Source organism: Marinobacter sp. LV10R520-4, assembly GCF_002563815.1.
GTDB lineage: Bacteria > Pseudomonadota > Gammaproteobacteria > Pseudomonadales > Oleiphilaceae > Marinobacter.
Genome location: NZ_PDJM01000001.1, coordinates 3,997,616 through 4,017,863, shown reverse-complemented (window position 1 = coordinate 4,017,863; position 20,248 = coordinate 3,997,616). Strand labels below are relative to the sequence as shown.

18 protein-coding genes and 2 pseudogenes are annotated in these 20,248 nt (G+C 59.2%); 5 read left to right on the top strand and 15 right to left on the bottom strand.

Translation table 11 applies throughout. The annotated features are described in order from the left end of the window. Positions 1–99: 99 nt before the first annotated feature. The 4 genes and pseudogenes from ATG98_RS19495 to ATG98_RS19480 form a co-directional block, all read left to right on the top strand. Positions 100–1,362, top strand: a complete 1,263-nt coding sequence (locus ATG98_RS19495; protein WP_218925905.1) for a metallophosphoesterase family protein — start codon at positions 100–102, stop codon at positions 1,360–1,362. After that, positions 1,359–4,880, top strand: coding sequence for an ATP-binding protein (locus ATG98_RS19490; RefSeq protein ID WP_098424141.1), 3,522 nt, complete (start codon positions 1,359–1,361; stop codon positions 4,878–4,880). The genes ATG98_RS19495 and ATG98_RS19490 overlap by 4 nt, the downstream gene beginning before the upstream one ends. An 18-nt stretch (positions 4,881–4,898) precedes the next feature. Then, a complete protein-coding gene (locus ATG98_RS19485) occupies positions 4,899–5,795 on the top strand; it encodes a 3'-5' exonuclease (RefSeq protein ID WP_098424140.1) in 897 nt (298 codons plus the stop codon). Between the two features lie 389 nt (positions 5,796–6,184). Further along, positions 6,185–6,376 (top strand): annotated as a pseudogene (locus ATG98_RS19480) (IS4 family transposase); the annotation flags it as partial. A 100-nt stretch (positions 6,377–6,476) separates the two neighbouring features. Here ATG98_RS19480 and ATG98_RS19475 read toward each other — a convergent pair. The 14 genes and pseudogenes from ATG98_RS19475 to ATG98_RS19415 all read right to left on the bottom strand — a co-directional run bounded on the left by ATG98_RS19475 (position 6,477) and on the right by ATG98_RS19415 (position 17,805). Beyond that, on the bottom strand, positions 6,477–7,436 hold the full coding sequence (locus ATG98_RS19475; RefSeq protein WP_098424138.1) for an ABC transporter substrate-binding protein: 960 nt from the start codon (positions 7,434–7,436) through the stop codon (positions 6,477–6,479). Between the two features lie 124 nt (positions 7,437–7,560). After that, positions 7,561–7,995 (bottom strand): annotated as a pseudogene (locus tag ATG98_RS19470) (integrase core domain-containing protein); the annotation flags it as partial. Next, on the bottom strand, positions 7,995–8,237 hold the full coding sequence (locus ATG98_RS22085) for an aldehyde dehydrogenase family protein (protein ID WP_218925904.1): 243 nt from the start codon (positions 8,235–8,237) through the stop codon (positions 7,995–7,997). The gene ATG98_RS22085 and the pseudogene ATG98_RS19470, both read right to left, overlap by 1 nt. Positions 8,238–8,251: 14 nt before the next feature. Continuing rightward, positions 8,252–8,425 carry a hypothetical protein gene (locus tag ATG98_RS22080; RefSeq protein ID WP_218925903.1) on the bottom strand — a complete coding sequence of 58 codons (174 nt, stop codon included), beginning with the start codon at positions 8,423–8,425 and terminating at the stop codon, positions 8,252–8,254. 15 nt (positions 8,426–8,440) lie between these two features. After that, positions 8,441–9,166, bottom strand: a complete 726-nt coding sequence (locus ATG98_RS19460; RefSeq protein WP_098418599.1) for an ABC transporter permease — start codon at positions 9,164–9,166, stop codon at positions 8,441–8,443. Between the two features lies 1 nt (position 9,167). After that, positions 9,168–9,875: an ABC transporter permease gene (locus ATG98_RS19455; RefSeq protein ID WP_098418598.1), complete on the bottom strand. Its 708-nt coding sequence runs from the start codon at positions 9,873–9,875 to the stop codon at positions 9,168–9,170. Between the two features lie 78 nt (positions 9,876–9,953). Next, a complete protein-coding gene (locus ATG98_RS19450) occupies positions 9,954–10,727 on the bottom strand; it encodes a transporter substrate-binding domain-containing protein (RefSeq protein ID WP_098424137.1) in 774 nt (257 codons plus the stop codon). Between the two features lie 33 nt (positions 10,728–10,760). Then, positions 10,761–11,558 carry an amino acid ABC transporter ATP-binding protein gene (locus tag ATG98_RS19445; RefSeq protein ID WP_098424136.1) on the bottom strand — a complete coding sequence of 266 codons (798 nt, stop codon included), beginning with the start codon at positions 11,556–11,558 and terminating at the stop codon, positions 10,761–10,763. Beyond that, positions 11,555–12,766, bottom strand: a complete 1,212-nt coding sequence (locus ATG98_RS19440; RefSeq protein ID WP_098424135.1) for a pyridoxal phosphate-dependent aminotransferase — start codon at positions 12,764–12,766, stop codon at positions 11,555–11,557. Before ATG98_RS19440 ends, ATG98_RS19445 begins: the two co-directional genes overlap by 4 nt. Before the next feature lie 22 nt (positions 12,767–12,788). Next, complete coding sequence (locus ATG98_RS19435) at positions 12,789–13,523, bottom strand: class II aldolase/adducin family protein (RefSeq protein ID WP_098424134.1); 735 nt, start codon at positions 13,521–13,523, stop codon at positions 12,789–12,791. Continuing rightward, complete coding sequence (locus ATG98_RS19430; RefSeq protein WP_098418593.1) at positions 13,520–14,467, bottom strand: glycine betaine ABC transporter substrate-binding protein; 948 nt, start codon at positions 14,465–14,467, stop codon at positions 13,520–13,522. The genes ATG98_RS19435 and ATG98_RS19430 overlap by 4 nt, the downstream gene beginning before the upstream one ends. Positions 14,468–14,516: 49 nt before the next feature. Next, positions 14,517–16,106 (bottom strand): 5-guanidino-2-oxopentanoate decarboxylase, encoded by a 1,590-nt coding sequence (locus tag ATG98_RS19425; protein ID WP_098424133.1) that lies wholly within the window; start codon positions 16,104–16,106, stop codon positions 14,517–14,519. Further along, positions 16,103–16,690 (bottom strand): HD domain-containing protein, encoded by a 588-nt coding sequence (locus ATG98_RS19420; RefSeq protein WP_098418591.1) that lies wholly within the window; start codon positions 16,688–16,690, stop codon positions 16,103–16,105. The genes ATG98_RS19425 and ATG98_RS19420 overlap by 4 nt, the downstream gene beginning before the upstream one ends. Next, positions 16,687–17,805: a TauD/TfdA family dioxygenase gene (locus tag ATG98_RS19415; RefSeq protein WP_218925902.1), complete on the bottom strand. Its 1,119-nt coding sequence runs from the start codon at positions 17,803–17,805 to the stop codon at positions 16,687–16,689. The genes ATG98_RS19420 and ATG98_RS19415 overlap by 4 nt, the downstream gene beginning before the upstream one ends. 28 nt (positions 17,806–17,833) lie before the next feature. Between ATG98_RS19415 and ATG98_RS19410 the strand changes: the two genes are divergently transcribed. Continuing rightward, positions 17,834–18,910, top strand: a complete 1,077-nt coding sequence (locus ATG98_RS19410) for a GlxA family transcriptional regulator (protein ID WP_218925901.1) — start codon at positions 17,834–17,836, stop codon at positions 18,908–18,910. Between the two features lie 6 nt (positions 18,911–18,916). On the opposite strand, the gene ATG98_RS19405 is transcribed toward ATG98_RS19410, so the two are convergent. Next, a complete protein-coding gene (locus ATG98_RS19405; protein WP_098418589.1) occupies positions 18,917–20,143 on the bottom strand; it encodes a TauD/TfdA family dioxygenase in 1,227 nt (408 codons plus the stop codon). Positions 20,144–20,248: the final 105 nt, after the last annotated feature.

Sequence of the window (20,248 nt, the reverse complement as noted above, 5' to 3'; positions counted from 1 at the left end):
TCAGAGAAAAATTTAGATATACAGTACCTTATACAGTAATGTGTAAATGCGCCAACAATCGATAACAACATGGTCACATAGATACAGGAGCGTTTAACTGTGCCAATTAAATTTATTCACGCCGCCGACCTTCACATTGACTCACCATTAACAGGACTGGATCGATACGAAGGTGCACCGGTTGAGGAACTGAGAAATTCCACCCGGGCCGCTTTCCAGAATCTTATTGGCTTAGCGATTGAAGAACGTGTCGCTTTTGTGCTGTTGGCTGGGGACGTTTTTGACGGTGACTGGAGGGATTTCAGGACGGGACTGTTTTTCGTATCGGAATTGCAGAAGTTGAACGATGCAGATATTCCCGTTTTTATTGTGCATGGCAATCATGATTCGGAAGGTGGAATGACGAAGCGTCTGCCGCTACCCGACAACGTACATGTTTTTTCTAGTCGCACGGCGGAGACCCGACGGCTTGAAGATAAAGGGGTGGCCATCCATGGACGTTCTTTTCCTGAGCGTCATGTGCCTGAAGATCTGGTACCCGACTATCCGGCGCCTATAGACGGTCATTTCAATATCGGTATTTTGCACACCAGTCTGACGGGCCGGCCTGGCCATGCCGTATATGCACCAACGTCCGAGCAAACCCTGACAGAGAAAGACTACGACTACTGGGCTCTGGGACACGTTCATGCTCGAGAAGTGGTCAGCGAATCTCCGCGCATTGTTTTTCCGGGCAACATCCAGGGGCGGCACGCTCGAGAAACCGGCGCCAAGGGATGTGATCTGGTCACGGTTAAAGAGGATGGCACTGTCATTAATGAGCCGGTTGAGCTGGATGTTGTGCGGTGGCACCGAACGACACTGGATCTCACAGGTATTGATGATGACGTTGGGTTGAAGGAGGCGGTGATCGGGTGCTTGGAGGCGCTGGCGATCCAAGGCCAGGATCGGTTGTTGGCGGTGCGGATCATTTTGATAGGGCAAAGTCGACTGAACGAGAAGGAAGCCCAGACTCCAGGAGTGCTCAGCGCAACGGTACAAGCGGCAAGTTTTGAGGTTTCCGCGGGGCAAGTCTGGGTAGAAAAAGTGATTAATCAACTGAGCCCAATTATCGATCGCGAACACGAGGCACGGCGGGATGATGCGGTGGGTGAGTTGGTTAGACTTGTGGACGACATCAAATCGGATCCTGATACGCTTAAGCAGTTTATGAATGATCAGATGAAGGAGTGTTTGGCGGTTCTGCCGTCTGATCTGCGAGATCTGGAGGTGCTCTTGGGAGAAAGGGGGCTTGAAGGGCTGCTCACAGATGCGGAAGCGACCATCCTTGCAAGCTTGAGTGCAGGAGGTACTCGGCCGTGAAAATCAAAAAACTCATCCTGGATCGCTACGGGGTCTTTACAGACCGAGAGATCGATTTTTATCCGGAGCAGGGCTCTGCGGGCCATCTGCATCTGCTCTACGGGCCAAATGAAGCGGGTAAGTCTACAACGCTCAACGCCTTGGCAGATCTGCGATTCGGATTTCCACATTCAACCAGCATGGACTTCATTCACAACTCACAGGAGTTGGCCGTCTCCGCCGTGATGGAACGTCCGGACGGGACAGAAGTCGGAGTCAGGCGCCTGAAAAAGCGAAAGGGCGACCTGAAAATCTTTGATCCGAATGCGCCGGACGCTTTAGAGCAGGACGCAGACGTCGAACTGGTCGCGTTACTGGAAGCAGGACTTTCGCGTCAGGATTTCCAGCAGATGTACGGAATTGATCACAGCCGGCTCCAGGAAGGGGGCAGGCAACTGGTCAATGGTGAGGGCGATCTCGGCAGTGCATTGTTTGAGGCAAGCGCCGGCACCGTTGGCCTTAAGTCGATTCTTGCTAGTTTGGCGGGCGAAGCCGGCAAATACTTTACGCCCCGTGCATCCACTAGAGAGATTAATAAATCGGCAAAAAGGTTATCTGAGCTGGCTAAAGAGCTAAAGCAGCGCCAGGTCAAACCAGCTGTGTGGGCCGAGAAGGATAAGAGTTTTCGCGACGCGAAACGACATCGTGAACGCCTGCTTGAAGATATGGAAAACCAGCGTCGGGAACTTGCTCAAGCGCAGAAATTGCGGGCGGCCCTACCAACGTTGGGCAAAATTGACGGGTTTCGACGATCCTTGGATGAGCTTGCGCATTTACCCGATCTCAGCAGTGATATCCGTGACCGCAGACTGTCGGCACAACAGGGAATCAAGCGTGCCACGCTCGACATTTCGACTCTGGAAGAGGCCATTCGCATAAGCGACGGGGAGTTGGCTGGGTTCGACATTGACCATCAGGTTCTCGAAGCCCAAGAAAGCGTGGAGGCATTGGACCGACAAAGGGATCGTTACAGTGAGGCACTTGAGCAATGGAGGGCAAGTCGGTCGGCCGTCGAGCAGAAGCAACAGGAACTGGCGATCAACGCTGGGAGAATCAGCAGCACAGACGTTGATGAATTGATTCGACGTATGCCAGGCGAGGCGGATACGGTTGAAATTCAGGGCCGGCTCGATGCGGTGGAAGAAGCAGAACGCGATTTGAATTTGGCTGAGGGGGAATTGTCGCGGCTAGATGATGAAGAGCGAGAAGAAATGGACAGTATCGCCGAGCCTGTGTCTGAAGAGGTGAAGGCGGCGCTTGAGCAGGCTTTAAGGCAGGTCCGGGGACTGGGTGATGTGACCGAACGAGTGGATTCGTTGGATCGCGCGATTCGAACGGATGAGAGTGCTGTGGAACAGAAACTGGGGGATCTCGGACGCGACTCGGTAGACGATGCCAGGACGGTACAACCTTTGATGGAAGCCGAAATTCAGGAAGCTGAACGTCAGCTGGGCGAATTGGAAACATCAGAAAGTCGACTAAAAGACAGAATTGAAACAATCAAACATGAAATTGTGGACGCGGCGGCTGAGGTGGCTCGACTGCAGGCTGAAGGCGAGACGGTCACGCCAGCCATGCTGATCGAAGCCAGGCAAACGCGGGATGATGGGTGGGATTTAGTGTTTCGGCGATACATAGAGTCGGTGGAGCCGAAGGTTTTAGTGAATGCCATTCATCAATATGCCGGCGACTCGCCCCTACCGGTCGCTTTTCAGAACGCGATCGCGCGCGCAGATCACTACGGTGACAAGTTGCATGAGGACGTACAACGAAGCACTCAATTGGCTCAACGCCAATCTGAGCATGGGCAAAAGAGCGAATACCTGGGGAGCCTTAACAAAGAAATCGCGGCCGTACAGGAACAACGCAACGCCTTATTAAAACGTTGGTCTGAGAGCTTAGGTAAGCGGGGCTTACCCGAGACGTTACAACCGTCGGCTTTGTTTCAGTGGCAACGCCTGCGGGTCGTTGCTTTGGAATTGGACGGATCGAAATGCTCTAAAGAAAGTGAATTGGAGTTGCTCAAACGCCGCCGTGACAACGCAGTTCTGCAATTAGCCGAGAGTCTGACTGCGTTGGGCGAAAAACTTCAGTTGAAAACGCTGGAAGCCGCTACGCTGCAGGCGGATGCATGGTTGAAAGCCGAAACGCAAAGTGAAGGCATGCGAGCTGAAAAAGAGCGCAATGCGCGTAAACGCTTTAAACGTCGTCAAGACCTGACCGGACACATCGAATCGTTATCGACCAGGCGGGAAGTGCAACTGGGGGCACTGAATCAGTGGACGGTTCGGTTAAGCCTGACTGAAGACGTGGGTTTAGCGACGCTGCGGGCTCGACTGGATGAGTTCAGAGATATCAACACCACTCAAGAGGACATCTGGAGCCTGGAGCGTCAGTGCCATGGGTTCAAAGCTACGGTTAGTGAGTTTTGCACGAAATGCGACGCTCTTTCGGATCAGCTGCAGGAAGCGGCCTGGGAGGACCGGGCGCCTTGGGTTGAACGCCTGGCCGGTCGGTTGAAAAAAGCGCTCGAACAGTGCCGAGAAAAACGGCACATAGAGACAAAACAGGCGGATGCCAAAGAGCGACTGGATACTGAAAAAAGGCGACTGCAAGACCAGAGTTCAGAGCTTGAGACGCTCCTCTGTGAGGCCGGGGTTTCAACAATGGGAGAGCTCGAAGGAGTGGAAGAGGGCGTACAGAGGCTTCGGCACCTAAAGCAGCAACTTCAGGATGCGGAGGAACTCCTGCTGCAGAGCAATCCTGGCCAACAAGAAGAGGCGTTGCGTTCGTTGGCTGCTAACGACGATGAATCCGCGTTGGACACTAAAATCACCGAACTCGACGGTCATATTGGGCGCCTGAAAAGTTCTATGGAAGCCGCTGACGAACGACTGATGACGGCCACGCGTGAGTTGGAGGCGATTGATGCGTCGGACCAGGCTGCGAGTATTCAAGAGGAAATGAGTGCGCTCCGCGCCAAGCTTGTGGATGCGTTTGGGTCGTGGAGCCGTCTGCAGGTTGCGGGCGCTTTGTTGAACCAAGCGCTGGCGAGCTATAGAGAGAAGGCTCAGGGGCCTATCGTTAAGGCGGCAAGCGAGTTCTTTTCGATGATGACGGGTGGTCGCTATCAGGAACTCGTTCCAGATGAGCAAGGTGAGCACATGGTGCTTCTGGCCAAGACGCCCGACGGTCGGCTCATAAATGTGAGCCAGATGTCGGAGGGCACCGCGGATCAGTTATACCTGGCGCTCCGGCTGGCCGCGCTGAAAATTCGTGATGGTGCCAGTGGTTTCATGCCTTTGGTATTGGACGATGTTGCGATGACTTCGGACGATCGGCGCACTGCTTGTTTGTTGAAGGCGCTCGACCGCTTTGGCGATAGTGGGCAGGTCTTATTGTATACCCATCACCGGCATTTGCTGGATATTGCTAAGGACACATTGGGTTCCGAGCGATTTCAGATTCATGAGCTTTGACTGCGAGGAAAAATTATAATGGCCGATACTAAAACACCGCTCTTTCCGTTGGGTCGTATAGCCGACATCCAGAGCGACCCAAGCCGATTCAGGCTTCTTGAGCAAATTCCGTTCACGCTGGCCGATGCCACGTTCCCCGTTACGTTGGCTCCGGCTATCGGGGATGAGGTTGACTTGCTGATTCTGGATTTGGAAACGACAGGGCTGACCGCGGAAGTCGACAAAATTATCGAGCTTGGCTTGGTTAAGGTTCGGGTGAGTCCGTCTGCGGGGCAGGTGACCGAAATTGTATCTGTCCTCAGTCAGTACGAAGATCCAGGCGTGCCCATTTCTGAGTTGATCACCGAGATCACGGGCATTACCGACGACATGGTTGCCGGGCATCGATTCGATGAGATAGAACTGGCGCAGGCTGTGGCTGGCGATGCCATCCTTGTCGCCCATAACTCTCGTTTCGATCGGGGCTTTTTTGATCGGCGCTTCCCCCAGTATTCAGGGCGCCGCTGGGCGTGCTCTATCCAGGGCGTTAACTGGCGAGCCTTGGGTTTCGAAAGCTCTAAGCTGGAGTTTTTGTTGCTCAAAAACGGTTATTTTTATTCAGGCCACCGTGCCGAGACGGATTGCCTGGCCGTGGCATGGCTGATGCACCGTCAGCCGGGCGCATTGAAACAGCTGATCGCCAGTGAAGCCAGACTTGAGTATGTGGTTGAGGCTGTTGGTGCACCGTTCGACGTGAAAGACTCGCTCAAGGCCCGCGGGTATCGCTGGAACCCGGAGAAGCATGGCAAGGTCTGGCGAACGGTTATTGATGAGTCACAGCTGATGGAAGAGAAGGCCTTCTTGGCGGCGCTGTACCATCGTGGGGATTCGCGATCTGAGATAATTCCAATAAAAAGTCGAACGCGTTTCATTTAAAGAGACAGGATTTTGATCAGCATTACCCTGGTACATCCCTTCCCAAGCTCACCGAGCGTTGTTCAAGGTATTAGCCCGAACTTCTCATCATGGCCCGGCACTGCCGCTTTCTTGATGATATATCCCGTAGGCGCTCGAACAGGGTATAAGCAAAGCTGGAGAGGATGAGCCGCTACTGATTGGTCCATCACTGGCACGTCGCCGGTGGGGATATTATCGACGTGGTTGAGCGAGTGCGCGCGTTAACTGTCACCGACGGTAAAAAAACTGACTCACTTGATGGAGCGAGCGGAAATTAACACGTCGTGGCTACTGGTTGAAGCCAGCATTACATCACTGCCAGTTAAGTCTCTCTGCCATGTTCAGATCTAAAAGAATCAGTGAGGGGCGATGCGCTTACGTTCTTTAACCTGCTCACCGGCGACAGGTTGCTCGATACCGTAGAGTCGCTTTTGCTGCCCCATCGAGAGCAGCTGTTTTCGCCAACAGAATCACCGGCCATGTTTTTGGCACAGGGCATGAACGCTGACCGGTCCTGCCAGAAAGCACTCAATGAGGCGTCGGTGAATCGGCTGTGTTCGCAACTTACCCAGGGAGAAGAGGAGGCGATTCTGAACTGATCAGGTGTGCAGGCGTGTGAAGCTAATGGGCCTGGCTCCGGAGAGTTGCCAGGCCTGAGGATCACTGCATCTGGGCGCGCATCGCCTTCATGGCGGGAGTGCCATCTCGGGTCGTTACGCCGTCGAGCCACTCGGCGACAGTGTTCTGGTGTTCGTTAATCCACTCGCTGGCGACTTCATCAGCAGCGCGTTCATCGCGAGAGTAAGCGTCGACCCACTCGCTCTGGATCTCGCTACCCACCACGAACTGCTTGAAGAAATGCGCGACGTTGGGATCCAGCTCAGCAAGATCGGAGCGCACGACCGTCGCGACACGGCCCTCGAGCTGCGCTGCACCAGAGTCGCCAGAGTCCTTCAGGTAGTGCATGTCGTAGGCGACGTTCATCCAATGCGGCTGCCAGCCGATGAAGGCTGCCCACTCGCCTGCTTCGATTTTCTGGCCCACCTGGGCGAGCATCGCGGGGCTACTGGACTCCTGCAGTCGCCAATCGCCGAGGCCGAACCGACCATCGTCAATGACGCTGAGTACGGCATCGTTGATCCCCGAGCCGGCCTCGATACCGTAGATGCGGCTATCAAAGCGATCGGAGTGCTTGTCCAGATCGGTGATGCTGCGCACGCCCGCCTGCCAGGCATCGTCGGTGACGGCGATGCCTGTAAGAGCCGAAGGCACGTTGTCGACGATTTCAATGATTGTGCCATTCTCAAGTAGCGGGGCCAACATATCCGCCTCCTGAGGGTACCAACCGGCAAGATAAACTTCGAGATCACCCTTAGATAAGGCACTGAGAACTATGCTAACCGCCAGTTCACGCTGTCGAGTATTATAGCCGAGTGCCTCGAGCAGCTGGCTGGCGACTTCGCTCTTGACCGTGATACCCGGCCAAGGAGGCACGCCGAAGCGGATTTCGTCGAGAGTGGGCTGCTCGGACGATGCGGCCTGTAAGGTGGGCAGGGCAAACAGAGCTGTAGAAAGCGCACCTGCCATTAACCAGCGTCGTTTCGTAAATGTGGAGATCATAATAGTTTTTCCCGTCAAAAAGTTTGGTATCTTCACTGCATGAGGCTGTTGAAAAAAGCCATGGTCGAATTACACTACAGCTGTAGGGCGGTGATTTACAGACCAGTTGTCCACATAGCCTTGTTTAAGCAGCCTGTTTATTACGCTCAATTTCCTGCAATTTTCCAGGGTTGAGCGACACGGCTCTGGTGATTTTCCAGTTTCGAGCATCACCAGACCAACGCCTAGGACTCAGGCTCCTTGCTCGTTCATAAACCGCTTCACGTTTCGCTAACGACTCCGCATCAACACCTTGATGCCGTTGTGTGGGCGTCACGAAGTTGATGCCGTTGTGCAGGTGCTCTTCGTTGTAGGCCTGCTCGAACAAAAGCATCCATTTGCGCACCGCCGTTAGTGATGAAAAGCCTTTAGCAGGCCACTTCGGGCAGTATTTCAGCGTCCTGAACAACGACTCGGAGTACTGGTTATCGTCGCTCACCCTGGGTCGGCTGTGAGACATCAACATACCCAGTTCTGCCAGCCGCGCTTTCAGCGTGTAGGACGTCATCGGCGCGCCATTCAGGCGCTGCTGACCAGTGGGAAATTCCAGGGGGTAATCAGTCCCACCACACCGATGGAATCCCAGTACCGAAGCGCCTTGAGGTCGGTCGTTCCTTGACGATGCCCTAGGGCCACGGCCGCCTCGGCGTAGTAGCGGTAACAGGCGATGACGTCGTCCAGATCTTGGTAGGCCTCGGGTAGAGCCTTGCCGTTATTGCGGCTAGAGAGCTCGGCTAGAGCCTGGCGACGGGACTCAAGCACTGCCGCGATGGCCCTCAGGTACTCGCCGCGGTCACGGCGGCATCGACGTCTGCCGGGGCGCCGCGGGTCACCTCAGCGATGGGTGTTTCGCGGTAGGGGTCGAGCACTTGGTGGCGCACCTTGCTCTGGCTCGGCACCCAGGCGTTGTCGATGAGCTGTTCGTCTAGAGAGTACATGGAAGAATGCATGGAATCTTATCCTGTTCAGCGAAGGGACAGCCAGCGGCGCCGAGTCGGCCGCATGCCGGGGAAGTTGAGCTCCACAAGGCGCAGCGCTAGGGTCAGCACCACTGTGGTGGCTAGGTAAATGCCAGCGATCAGCAGCAGTGGTTCGTAGACCAGGAAAGTCTCGTCGCGGATGATGTTGGCCGCTTGCAGCAAATCCATCAGGGCGATGGTGGAGACCAACGGGATTGACTTAAGCAGCAGGATTATCTCGTTAGTGAGAGTCGGCAGGCAGAGCTGGATGGCCCGCGGCAGCCACAGCCGGGTGAGCACTTGGAAGCCGGAGAGGCCGAAGGCGCGGCCGGCTTCCAGCTCACCCTGGGGCACACTCAGCATGGCACCGCGGATCACCTCGCCGGAGTAGGCTCCCACGCTGAATATGAAAGTCAGGGCGCCGAAGAAGAAGGGATCGCGCAACAGCGGCCACAGCAAGCTTTCGCGGATGCCTGGTATACCCTCTAGCAGACGACCCACCCCGTAGTAGAAGAAGAACAGCTGCACCAGCAGTGGGGTGCCGCGTATCACGGTGGTGAAGGCCCAGACCAGCCAGGCCAGTGGCTTAGGTCCGCGGATTCGCGCCAGCGCCACCCCCACGGCAAGGAGTAGGCCGCCCACCACGGAGACCAGCAGCAGCCAAAGGGTATTGATGAAGCCCTCCCACAAGTAGCCCTGATAGAAGGGGTCGCTCAGCCAAGAATAATCCATGTCAAGCCTCCGTGGGTTGGCCGCGCCGAACATGACGCTCAAGGCGTGCGAACAGCGCCGTGGAGCTCAAGGTCATTAGCAAGTAGATGACACCGGCGACGGCATAGAAAAGGAAATAGGCGCGGCTGCTAGCGGCGGCCTGTTGGATGGTGAAGAACAGCTCGTTAAAGCCGATTACGCTGATCAGAGCGGTGTCTTTGATGAGGATCAGCCATAAATTGGACATGCCGGGCAAGGCATTGGGTAGCATGCCCGGCAGCACGATGCGATGGAAACGGGCCCAGCGCGAAAAGCCGAAGGCTTCAGCGGCCTCTAGCTGGCCCCTGGGGATGGCCAGGACGGCACCGCGGAACACCTCGGTCATATAGGCACCCTGGACGAAAGCCAGCACGCCCACCGCAGTGGCAAAACCGGTTATCTGCACTGCGCCGGCCATGCCCAGATAAGCCAGCAGGGCATCCAGCGCTTGGGCACCGGCATAGTAGAGCAAAAGGATCAGCAGCAGTTCTGGCACCGCACGGATCAACGTCGAGTAAATGGTGGCCAGGCCGCGCAAGGGCGCCCAGGGGCTGAGCTTTGCGCTGACACCCAGCAATCCCAACAGCAGGCCGATGGCGTATGCCAGCACGGCGATCTGCACTGTGGTAAGTGCGCCGCTAAGAATGGGGCCGGCCCAGTCGGCGAGCCCCTCCGATGTCATGGCAGTCATGGTTGACTCTTTTCTTGGTCACAAAACGAAGCCCCCGATGCCGGTGGCACCGGGGGAGCGATGACGGGCGGTCGTCGCTCAGTCGTAGACGCAGACGTCGGTGCCCAGGTACTGCTCGGAGAGACTGGCGCAGGTGCCGTCCGTGATCACTGCGTTGATCGCCTCGTTGAGGGGTGCTCGCAGTGCATCGTCATCCTGGCGCAAGCCGATCCCGATACCCTCACCGTAGGCGTCGTGGCGTGGGGCCGTGGCTTTGATTTCGAAGCCTTCCGCTTCGTCGCGGTCAAGGAACTGCACCATGGCGATCTCGTCAGCCAAGATTACATCTAGGCGTCCTGAAAGCAGATCGTTGTTGACCTGTTCCGCCTGATTGTAAATACGGATCTCCACGCCGCTGTCGCGAAGTTCACGCCGCGCATAGGTGGCGTTGGTGGTGGCTGCTTGAACCCCCATCACCAAGCCGTCCAGGCCGTTAGGAATACCGAGCGCGAGATCGCTGGCAGCCACATAAGAGCCTGGGGTGAAGTAGTAGGGGCGAGTGAAGTCGATGACTTTTTGGCGCTTCTCGGTGATCGACATGGAGTTCATGATCATGTCGATGCGGCCAGCTTGGAGCGAAAGAATAATGCCGCTCCAGCCGGTGGGCACGATTTCGCACTCGCGCTCTATGGCCGCGCAGAGGGCATGCGCCAGCTCCACTTCAAAGCCAGTCCAATCACCGCTGGCGGCCTTGTAGGTAAAAGGTGGGTAGGGTTCGCCGGAGATACCTACTTTAAGGGGCGCATCGGCCTGGGCGCAAAGAGCGATGCCCAGTGTGACGAAAGCGGTGGCGATCTTTAGATAATAGTGCATGGTCTTATCCTATCGTTATTGTGTTTGGAGTATTCAGGCCGCGGGCGCCATGAACTGGCGGCATCGGGGATCCTTAAAAACGTCTTCCAGTGTGCCCTCGGCAGCGATGCGCCCCTGGTCGAGATAGATCAACTGGTCGGAGACCTCCCGGGCAAAGTGCATCTCATGGGTGACCAGAAGCATGGTACGGCCCTCGGCGGCGAGGCCACGGATCACGCCCAGGACCTCGTTGACCCGCTCAGGATCCAGTGCCGAAGTAGGTTCGTCGAAGAAAAGTAGACGCGGTTCCATGGTCAGAGCTCGGGCAATGGCCACCCGTTGCTGTTGGCCACCGGAGAGAAAAGCGGGGTAGGCGTCGCGCCGATCGTCCATGCCGACCCGCTGCAGATAGTGCTCGCCCAATTCGGTGGCTCGCTTCCGTGAGAGCCCCTTGACCCTCATGGGGGCCTCAATGACGTTGCCCAGCGCGGTCAAGTGGGGCCAAAGATTGAACTGCTGGAAGACCATAGCGACCTTAGCGCGCAACCGTTGTAGTTGGCGCCGATCTAGACCGGTAATGCCGCCCTGGGGGTTGCGGGTGAAGAGAATCGCCTCGTCTGCAATCGCTAGTTCGCCCCGGTCGGGTCTCTCCAACAGATTCATGCAGCGCAGCAAGGTGCTTTTACCTGAGCCGCTGGCGCCGATGATGGAGGTGACACTGCCTTCGGGTACCTCGAGAGAGACACCCTTGAGTACTTCTAGATCGCCAAAATGCTTGATTAGCTTGTTGGCCACCACGGCTGGAGTGGTGGCGGTGCGGGTAGGGGATAAATGAGTGAATGATGATGTCATAGGCAATCGGCCTCCGCAGCCGAGGTTGGTGACCGTTCGGCTTGTGCGCGTTCGGCGCAGGCCACGAGGCGCATACTGGCTGCGGTGAGGCGCTCTGCCTCCATGGTAAGGCTGATGCGTACGAAGCCTGCCGCTGAAGGCCCGAAGGCCTCGCCGGAGAGCACCGAGATGCCCTCCTCGTCGAGCAGGCGATCAGCAAAGGCTTGGGAAGAGAGCCCCGTGGCGCGAACATCCACCATAAGGAACATTCCCGCCGGGGGGCGGATGGTGGCCACCGCAGTGCTCTCGGCGAGCGCTTTGCAAACGGCGTCGCGGCGCACCCGGTAGGCCTCGCGCATGTCATCCAGTTCGGCAGGCGGTGTCTTTAGGGCATCGCAGGCAGCATCCTGGATGAAGTCCGGGCAGCCGTAGAGCATGCACAGCGCCAGATGGGCAAGATGCTGAATCAGCGTCTCGGGGCCCAGCACCCAGCCCAAGCGCCAGCCGGTCATCGCATGGGACTTGGAGAGGCTGCTGACGATTACGCTACGCCCAGCCATGCCTGGCAGCGTGGCGGGGCAGAGGTGCTCGCCCTCGAAAATCAGTTCGGCGTAGACCTCGTCGGAGATCAACCACAAGTCGTGCCGCCGACACAGCGCGGCGACCGCCTCCCAGGTGTCGGCATCGATCAGTTGGCCGGTGGGGTTATGGGGGCTGTTGAGCAATATAGCCCGGGTGCGGGGGGTGATGGCCGCCTCCAGGGCCGCTGGATCAAGGCGAAAGTCTTCCTCGCTATTCAACGGCACTTGTACCATCTCGGCGCCGGTGGCGCGCAATACCGCCTCGTAAGTGACATAGCTTGGCTCGGGCACCAGCACCTGGTCGCCTGAATCAAGCAGGCACTGGGCTGCGGCATACAGGCCGCACTGGGCGCCTGCCATGACAATGACATTGTCTGGACCTACATCGAAGCCCCGGCGATGATAATCGTCGGCGATGGACTGGCGCAGCGCCAGCTTACCCTGCACGTCGGGGTAATGGGTGGCGCCACCGCGCAGGCTGGCCACGGCGCTCTCGACAATCGGCGTTGGGGTGGCAAAATCTGGGTCACCCACCGAGAGCACGGTGATTTGCTCGCCAGCGGCCTGGCGGGCCAGGGCTCGATAGTGGATATCCCAGGCCGCGGCGCCCTCGCCGGCAATCCGGTCGGTTAGTCGTGAATAGTGCATATGGATCCCGTTCTGGTTCTGATTAGAGAGAGTCGTCAGCGCCACTAAGTCGGCGTAGTTCGGCCTGCCAGGCGCGGTCGCTGCCTGCAGGGCCCGTCGCCCAGGCGTCAAACTGTTGCGCCACGTGCTCTGCCATGGTGGGTGATGCTAAACGCAGCGGCTGGCCGGTGGCCTGGGCCGCCAGCTGCGTTTGGCAGCTGCGCTCCAGGTTGCGCATGCGCAGGAAGGCTTCGCCGACGCTTCGACCGCAGGTTAGCAAGCCGTGCTGACGCAGGATCATTGCTGCGTGATCGCCGAGGTCCTCAGCCAGACGCTCGCGTTCATCGAGCTCCAGCGCAATGCCCTCGAAGTCGTGGTAGGCCAGCCGGTCGTGGAACTGCAACGCCCATTGGTTGAGCGGCAGTAGGCCTTCCTCAAGACAAGAGATCGCGACACCAGCCACGGTGTGGCAGTGCATTACGCAGTTGACGTCGGGGCGAGCGGCATGGAGGGCGCTGTGTATGGTGAAACCGGCTGGGTTAATGCCCAGCCCAGTGGGGTCGTCAAGTACTTTGCCGTCGGCGTCCACAGTCACCAGGTTGTCGGCGCGCACCTCGGCAAAGCGCAACCCGTAAGCGTTGAGCAGGAAGCGCTCGCCGGGCAGGCGGGCCGATATATGCGTATCAATGCCGTCGTCCATGCCATCCAGGGCGATCAGCCGATAGGCAGCCGCTAGGTTTTGGCGAAGATCACGCTCCTCTGAAGTGGTGGCGTTCATAGGCTGGCCTTTACCGCTGCAAGCGCCTCCTTACCGTCGCGGGTAGTTACGCCATCTAGAAAGGCGGCGACACGCTCGGGATGGCTGACCAACCAATCGTGTGCCACGACCTCAAGGTCGCCTTTCTCTAGGCCGTAGGCGCGTATGAACTCGCTTTGCTCGTCGGCCAATAGCACGAACTGTTTGAGCAATCGGAGCAGATTGGGGTTGGCTTCGGCGTAGTCCTTGGCGACGATGGTTTTGACGGCGCTGCTGCCGTTGTCATCACCGTAAACTCCTTCGGGGTCGTCAAGAATCCGGGTGTCGTATTCCGGCACCATCCAGTGGGGCGTCCAGCCGTAAAAGATAATCCAGCGCCCCTGCTTGGCCGCGCCCGCCACCTCGCTGAGCATGCCAGGCGTCGAGGAAGGCTTGCTGTCCCAGTCGCCAAGCCCATAAATATTGGCGTCGATGGCATCGTTGAGCATATCGTCAACTGTGGAGCCGTTTTCGATGCTGTAGACGCTGCGGTCGAAGCGCTCGGCCACCTCCGGATCGGCCAACTGCTCGGCGCTGGTAATGCCAGCATCGGCAACGTAGCCCGGTACCGCGAAGCCCATGCGCGCGCCTTCGACGTTGTTGCCCAGGTCAACAATGGAGCCGCTCTCCATAGCGGCATCGTAACTACCTTGCTGGGCAGGCACCCAGCCGGCCAGGAAGGCGTCGCTATCGCCGGACTGCATGGTGGAATAGCCCACAGTCGAGCTGAGCGGCTGTTTGTCGGTGCTGTAGCCCAGCGGTTCGATGAGCTGAGAGATCATTTCGCTTTTGACAGTCACGCCTGGCCAGGGCGGGACTACCAGGCGCAGATTGTCGTCGCGGTCGGTCGCCAGGGCGGGGCCAGCCAATGCCAGACCGCTGATCAGGGTCAGAATCGTTGCAGTGCGTTGCGTTTTGGCACTCATGAATCAGGTGTTTCCTTATTGTCGTTTGTGGGCGGATAGCGGCCCGGCGTCAGAGCGATGCAGCCCAAGCGGCAGCATCGATTTCGATAATCAGTGGCGAGCTAGCCTTGTCTAACTGACCTAGAGCATCGGCCAGGCTTGCTGGTTCAGTGACACTCATATGGCGACAGGAATAAGCCAAGGCGATAGCTGAAAAGTTGGGGGCGGCCAGGTCGACGCCCAGGTGCGGTATCTCGCTGAGTGACATATAACGACGAATTTCATCGTAGCCATCGTTATTCCAGATGATAACGGCCACCGGCCGGCCCAGATCGCGGGCGGTACCCAGCTCACCGAGCACGAACTGGAGCCCGCCGTCACCGACCAGAGCGATTACCGGCAGCTCCGGGCGCGCCAGGGCGGCCCCCAGGGCGGCGGGCAGGCCATAACCCAAGGTACCGTAGCCAGTGGCAGAGTTGAACCAGCGACGTGGCTCGGGCAATGAGGCGAGAAAGTTGCCAGCGTAGACCGGCCCGGTAGAGTCGCCTACCAAAATCGCTTCGGGCAGGGTGGCTCGCAGGGTGGCGTAGAGCGGCACATAGGGAGCCAGCTCGGGATCTTCGTTGAGTGCCAGCTCTTGGCGAGCCGTGGCGGCGCGATCGTCAGCGCCACGACTCGTAGGCATCGCTCGCAGCAGGGCGGACATCGTCTCGCCAGCATCCGCAACCATGGCCAGATCGGCGCCCTGATTGCGGCCCAACTGCTGGGGATCGATGTCCACTCGGATTAACCGCCCGTCAAGTCGGAAGCCTTCGTCGAAAACCAGATCATAGTCGGTCTCGCCCAGTTCGGTGCCCAGTGCCAGGATAACGTCGGCTTCGGCCGCCAGGCGGCGTGCAGCGGGCAGGCTCATGGTGGCGCCGAGATCGAGCGGATGATCGAGCCCCAGCACGCCCTTGGCGTTGATGGTAGTCAGGGCCGGGGCCTGCAGGCATTCCACCAATTCGCGGGCGGCCTCGGGAGCAGCCACGCAGCCGCCGCCTAGCAGCAGCAGCGGGCGCTCGGCCTGGAGTAGCCACTCGGCGGCGCGGATAATGGCGGCGGGAGCTGGTGCCGGGGGAAACACCTCGATTGGACGCGTTAGGCTTTCGGGAACCTGGGCATCGAACAGGTCGATGGGAATCTCGATGTGTACTGGCCCCGGTCGTGCGCCGCGAAAGATCGCAAAGGCACGGGCAAAGAGCTCCGGCAGTGCTCCTGGGTCGTGCAAGGTGTGACTAAAGACGCTGATACCGGCCAGGGTCTGCTGCTGACTGGGGAGTTCGTGCAGGCGCCCCTGGCCACGGCCTAGTGTGTCGCGGCGGTTGACGCTGGAGATCACCAGCATCGGCACTGAATCGGCCAGGGCCTGACCCATGGCGGTGGCTATGTTGGTCATGCCGGGGCCGGTGACGATGAAACAGGCGGCGGGCTTGCCGCTGGCTCGAGCATAGCCGTCGGCCATGAAGCCAGCACCCTGCTCGTGACGCGGGGTGACGTGGACAAGGCCGCTCTGGCCCAAGGCGCGATACAGCTCGATGGTATGTACACCGGGAATGCCGAGCGCCGTGTCGACCCCATAGGCCTCGAGCAGTTGGATCAATCGCTGGGCGCAATTCATAGAGTTTCCTTTTCCTTGCTGACTGCCGGCAAGCCGTCAAAGGGTTCGCGGCTCAGAACGCGCTCGACCATCGGCACGAAGTGCTCGAGTGGCAGGCTGTCGTAATCGAGATCGAAGCTGGCCTGATCCCAATCGTCGCAGAAGCGCACCGTGCGCTCGTAGGCGGGATGATCGCGGAACTGCTCCCTAGCGTGAGGGTCCAGGCCGAAAAAATGGCGATAATGGTAGCCTTGAAAGAGCTCGTGATGGCGGATCATCCAAGTATTGAGCGGATCGATGAAGGGTTCGAGGATTCCGGCGGCAATCTCGGCGTGATTGGCCGGAGCCAGGTCGTCGCCGATGTCGTGCAATAAGGCGCAGACCACCATTTCCTCGTCTGCGCCGTCGCGCAGCGCGCGGGTGGCGGTCTGCAGGCTGTGCTCGAAACGATCCACCGGATAACCGTGGGTATCGCCGGACAGGCGATGAAGGTGAGCGAGCACCCGTCGCGGGGCACCGGCGACGTATTCGCGGAAACGGTCGTCGATCAGTGCCCATTCGTCGCGGTGGGCTTCACCGAAGTGGCGGAAGCGGGCCTGGTTCATGCGACATCCTCGTTTTGGTGAGTTTGAGACAGCTGACGGCGTAGTACCAGACGGCGGCTGGCGGTGCTGTCACGGTCCACGTAGCCTTGGCGCATGTGGCGTACGCCGCCGGCCAGCTGGTAGGCGCGCCGGCCATGGAACAAGCGATAGTTGTCCATGATCAACATCTGCCCGGAGTCAAGCTTGATGTGCAAGGTCAGCTCATCGCCGGTGATCAGCTCATAGAAAGCCTGGCGCGCGGCGTAGTAGGCCTCAAGCTCCGCGGCGGGGAGTGCCGGAACCCTCTCGGTACGGTTAGAATAGCGGACGCGAACAGGCTCACCTTGGCTGTTGAGCTCGATTAAAGGCCCTTCGCTTTCCAGATGGGTGTTGTCGTCGCAGTAGCGAAAAGTTGGCGAGACCCGCGTCAGGCACTCGAAGGCAGCCGGATCGCGTTCGCGGAGCAACTGGGCCGCGCGATAGCCGTCGACCAAGGTATTGTCGCCACCCTCAGCGGCGTTGGTCAGGCACTGCAGCCAGATGTAGCCGGGAATGGGGTCACGGTAGGGGTTGTCGGTGTGGGGCTCCAGGCCGCGCTGGGTCATGGTCAAGTCGTAAGCGTTGGCCACCGCCTTGACGTCGGCGATGCCGCCCCAGTTGGTGCGGCGCAGCGGGCCGACACGCTCGATCAATGCCTGCATGCCGTTCTCGGTGGTGGGCACGTCGGAAACCAGCACAAAACCGTAGTGGTGCAGTCCTTCAAGCATATCGAGCAGGGCGTCGTCGTCGTTCAGGGCGGCGGCGAAGTCTGCCTGCGGCGGCTCGGCAAGGTCGGCGTCCCAGAGCGGCTTCGCTGCAACGCTCGATGGCGTCTGAAGCAGCGCGTCTAGTTCGAAGTCGGCACGATGGCCATCGCTGAAGCGGATATGCAGCGTTTCACCCTCGACGTCGGCCTGCTCGATGCGCAGATCCAGCGGCAAAGCCGCAGCCTCGATCAGCCGCTGGCCAGTTTGTGGGTCCAGAGTGTCGGGATTCGGGCTGCGCTCACGCAGCCAGAGAGTGGCGAACTCTTTAGTATGCTCTCCCTGGACGATGGCTAGACGACGATTATTGGCTACAAGGCTGGCTTGGATCACGGCGATCTCCACAGGCGTGCAAGTGATAGTGGCTGTTACCCTATCCCAGCTCAGCAGCGACGACTTGATAAAAGTCGTCTTTTTGTTGATCATTCTGGCCATGAATGACGTTGTCGACACTCTATGGCCCTATCCGCGACCCGATTCGCCGCCGCTGCTCACTCCTGAGCAGGCGCAACACACCCTGGACGTCTGGCTGCTACCCAACTTCTCGATGTTGACTTTGTTTTGCATGCTGGAGCCGTTGCGGGTGGCCAATCGCTTCGGTAGCGATCTCTTTGCCTGGCGTCTGCGCTCGCTGGACGGTAAGGGCGTAGTGGCTAGCAATGGAGTGAGTATCGAGGTGAATGCTGAGCTGTCTGGAGTACCTGATGACGCCAGCCTGATGGTGGTGTCGTCCTATCAGCCAGAGGCCGACGTCAGCGCCCAGGATCATGCGGTGTTACGCCGTATTGCAGCCCATGGGGGTTGGCTGGGGGGGCTGGAAACAGCGCCTTTCATCCTGGCGCGCGCCGGCGTACTGAAGGGGTATCGGGTGGCGTTACACTGGGAAAGCGCACCCGCCTTTCGTCGCGAGTTTCCGCTGCTTGAGGTCAGCTCGTCATACTATGAGCTTGACTCCAGGCGGCTAACCGGTGGCGGGGGCGTGGCGAGTATTGACATAATGCTGTCTTGGATTGAGCTCACCTACGGCCCAGCCCTGGCTGACGCCGTGAGCCGCCAGCTGGTTCACCAGCGCCACGAGCGCTCGCCGGTGGATCTCGACGTGCGCTATGCCCGCCTGCCGCGCAGCGTGGTGAAGAGCTTGGCGGTGATGGAGGCTAATCTGGCCAAGGCGCTGCTGATCCCCGAGGTCTGCCGGTTGGCAGGCCAATCCCAGCGCCAGCTCACGCGGCTGTTCATCGTGCATTTTGGCGAGACCCCTAAGCAGTGCTATCTGGGGATGCGGCTGGACCGCGCCCAGCAGCTGCTCGCCGGCAGCGACTGTCGGGCTACCGAGGCGGCGCTGGCCACTGGCTTCCAGCACCTGGCGCATTTCTCGCGGGCCTATCGGGCGCGCTTTGACGAATCCCCCCGGGAAACCGCGGCTCGAGACGCGGACTAAGCGCTATCAGGTCTCGGCAGTGAGCTGCCGCTGACGGCGTGCGCGCTGGAACATGCGATAGCGCGACCGCACCTCGTCGCGCTCCATATAGCAGCCCTGCAGCCAGCGGTGGCCGGTGCTGCCCTCGAAGGCGTCCCGGGCATGCAGCAGACGGCGGTTGTCGAAAATCACCAAGTCGCCGGGGCGGTAAGTGAAGCGGATGGCGAAGGCCGGATCGCGCAACAGCCGCTGCAGGATTATTAGCGCCTCATAGGCCGGTTCGACGTCCTCGAACGCGGTCTGCAAAGGGCCACGCAGGAAGTCGGCGATGCGCACCTCAAGCAGCTCGCCCCGGGCGTCGAGGCGAATCATCGGCTCAAACCAGACGTAGTCAGTAGTGCGGGCGGTGTTGGCATAGCACCAGCGCACCCGGGTTAGCGTCGCCCATGCCTCGGGGTGGCGGTCGCGCAGGGCCTCGGCCACGGCAAAGCCGTCCATCATCACCGCCTGGCCGTCTTTCACACTGTTCTCCAGGCAGTGAAGCATCTGCAGTCCGGGGTGGTATTCGCGAGTCGGTAGGTCGACGTGGGGGGGCAGGGCGAGGGACGTGTAGGCGTTGGAGTCGGGATCGGGCTTGGCCTTGACGTTGAATAGCTGGCCAAAGTTGGTGGGACGTACGGGGCCGATGCGCCGAGCGATGCTTTCGAGCGAGCCGGGCTCGGTGGGCAGGCCGCGCAGCCGCACCAGCCCCTTGCCGAGCACGCTTTTTAATGCCGGGGCAAGGATCGCCTCCTCGGCATCGCTGTCAGGTGCGGTATCGAGCAGGCCGCTGGCATCCAAGGTTTCGGGAGCGACCTCGGGGCCGCCCAGCCAGGTGTTCATCGGCACTAGCGGCGCCTCGGAGTCGGTGGCGTTATCATAGTCGTGAGCTCGCAGCCAGCCGGGATGAAAGCGCAGGCGACGGTTTTCTGGGGCGAAAGTCACGCACAGAGCGCCAGCGGCGTCAATATTGACGGCGTCGATTTCTGGCCAAGCGGGCAAGGTGGAAAGGTCCAGGATGCGCTCCCGAGTTGCCGGGTTGACGGTGGTCTCATCGGCGGCGTTCTCGCGCAGCCAGATGCTGTGGTAGCGGCTGACGCGTCCGTCGCTCCAGCGCACCGTGACGAGGCGCGGCGTAAACGAAACGTCGGCGATGTCGGTGTCGATCAGCCAAGCATCATAATCGGGCGTAAGAGGCAGTTTGTTCAGTGACATTAAGAGCTCCTGAGCGTCAAGGGAAGACCGCTAGAGTGTCAGCGATAGGAGGTCGTCTCACTACAGAATCCGACGCTGACTGTGCATAGTTCGACAGTTGCAGCG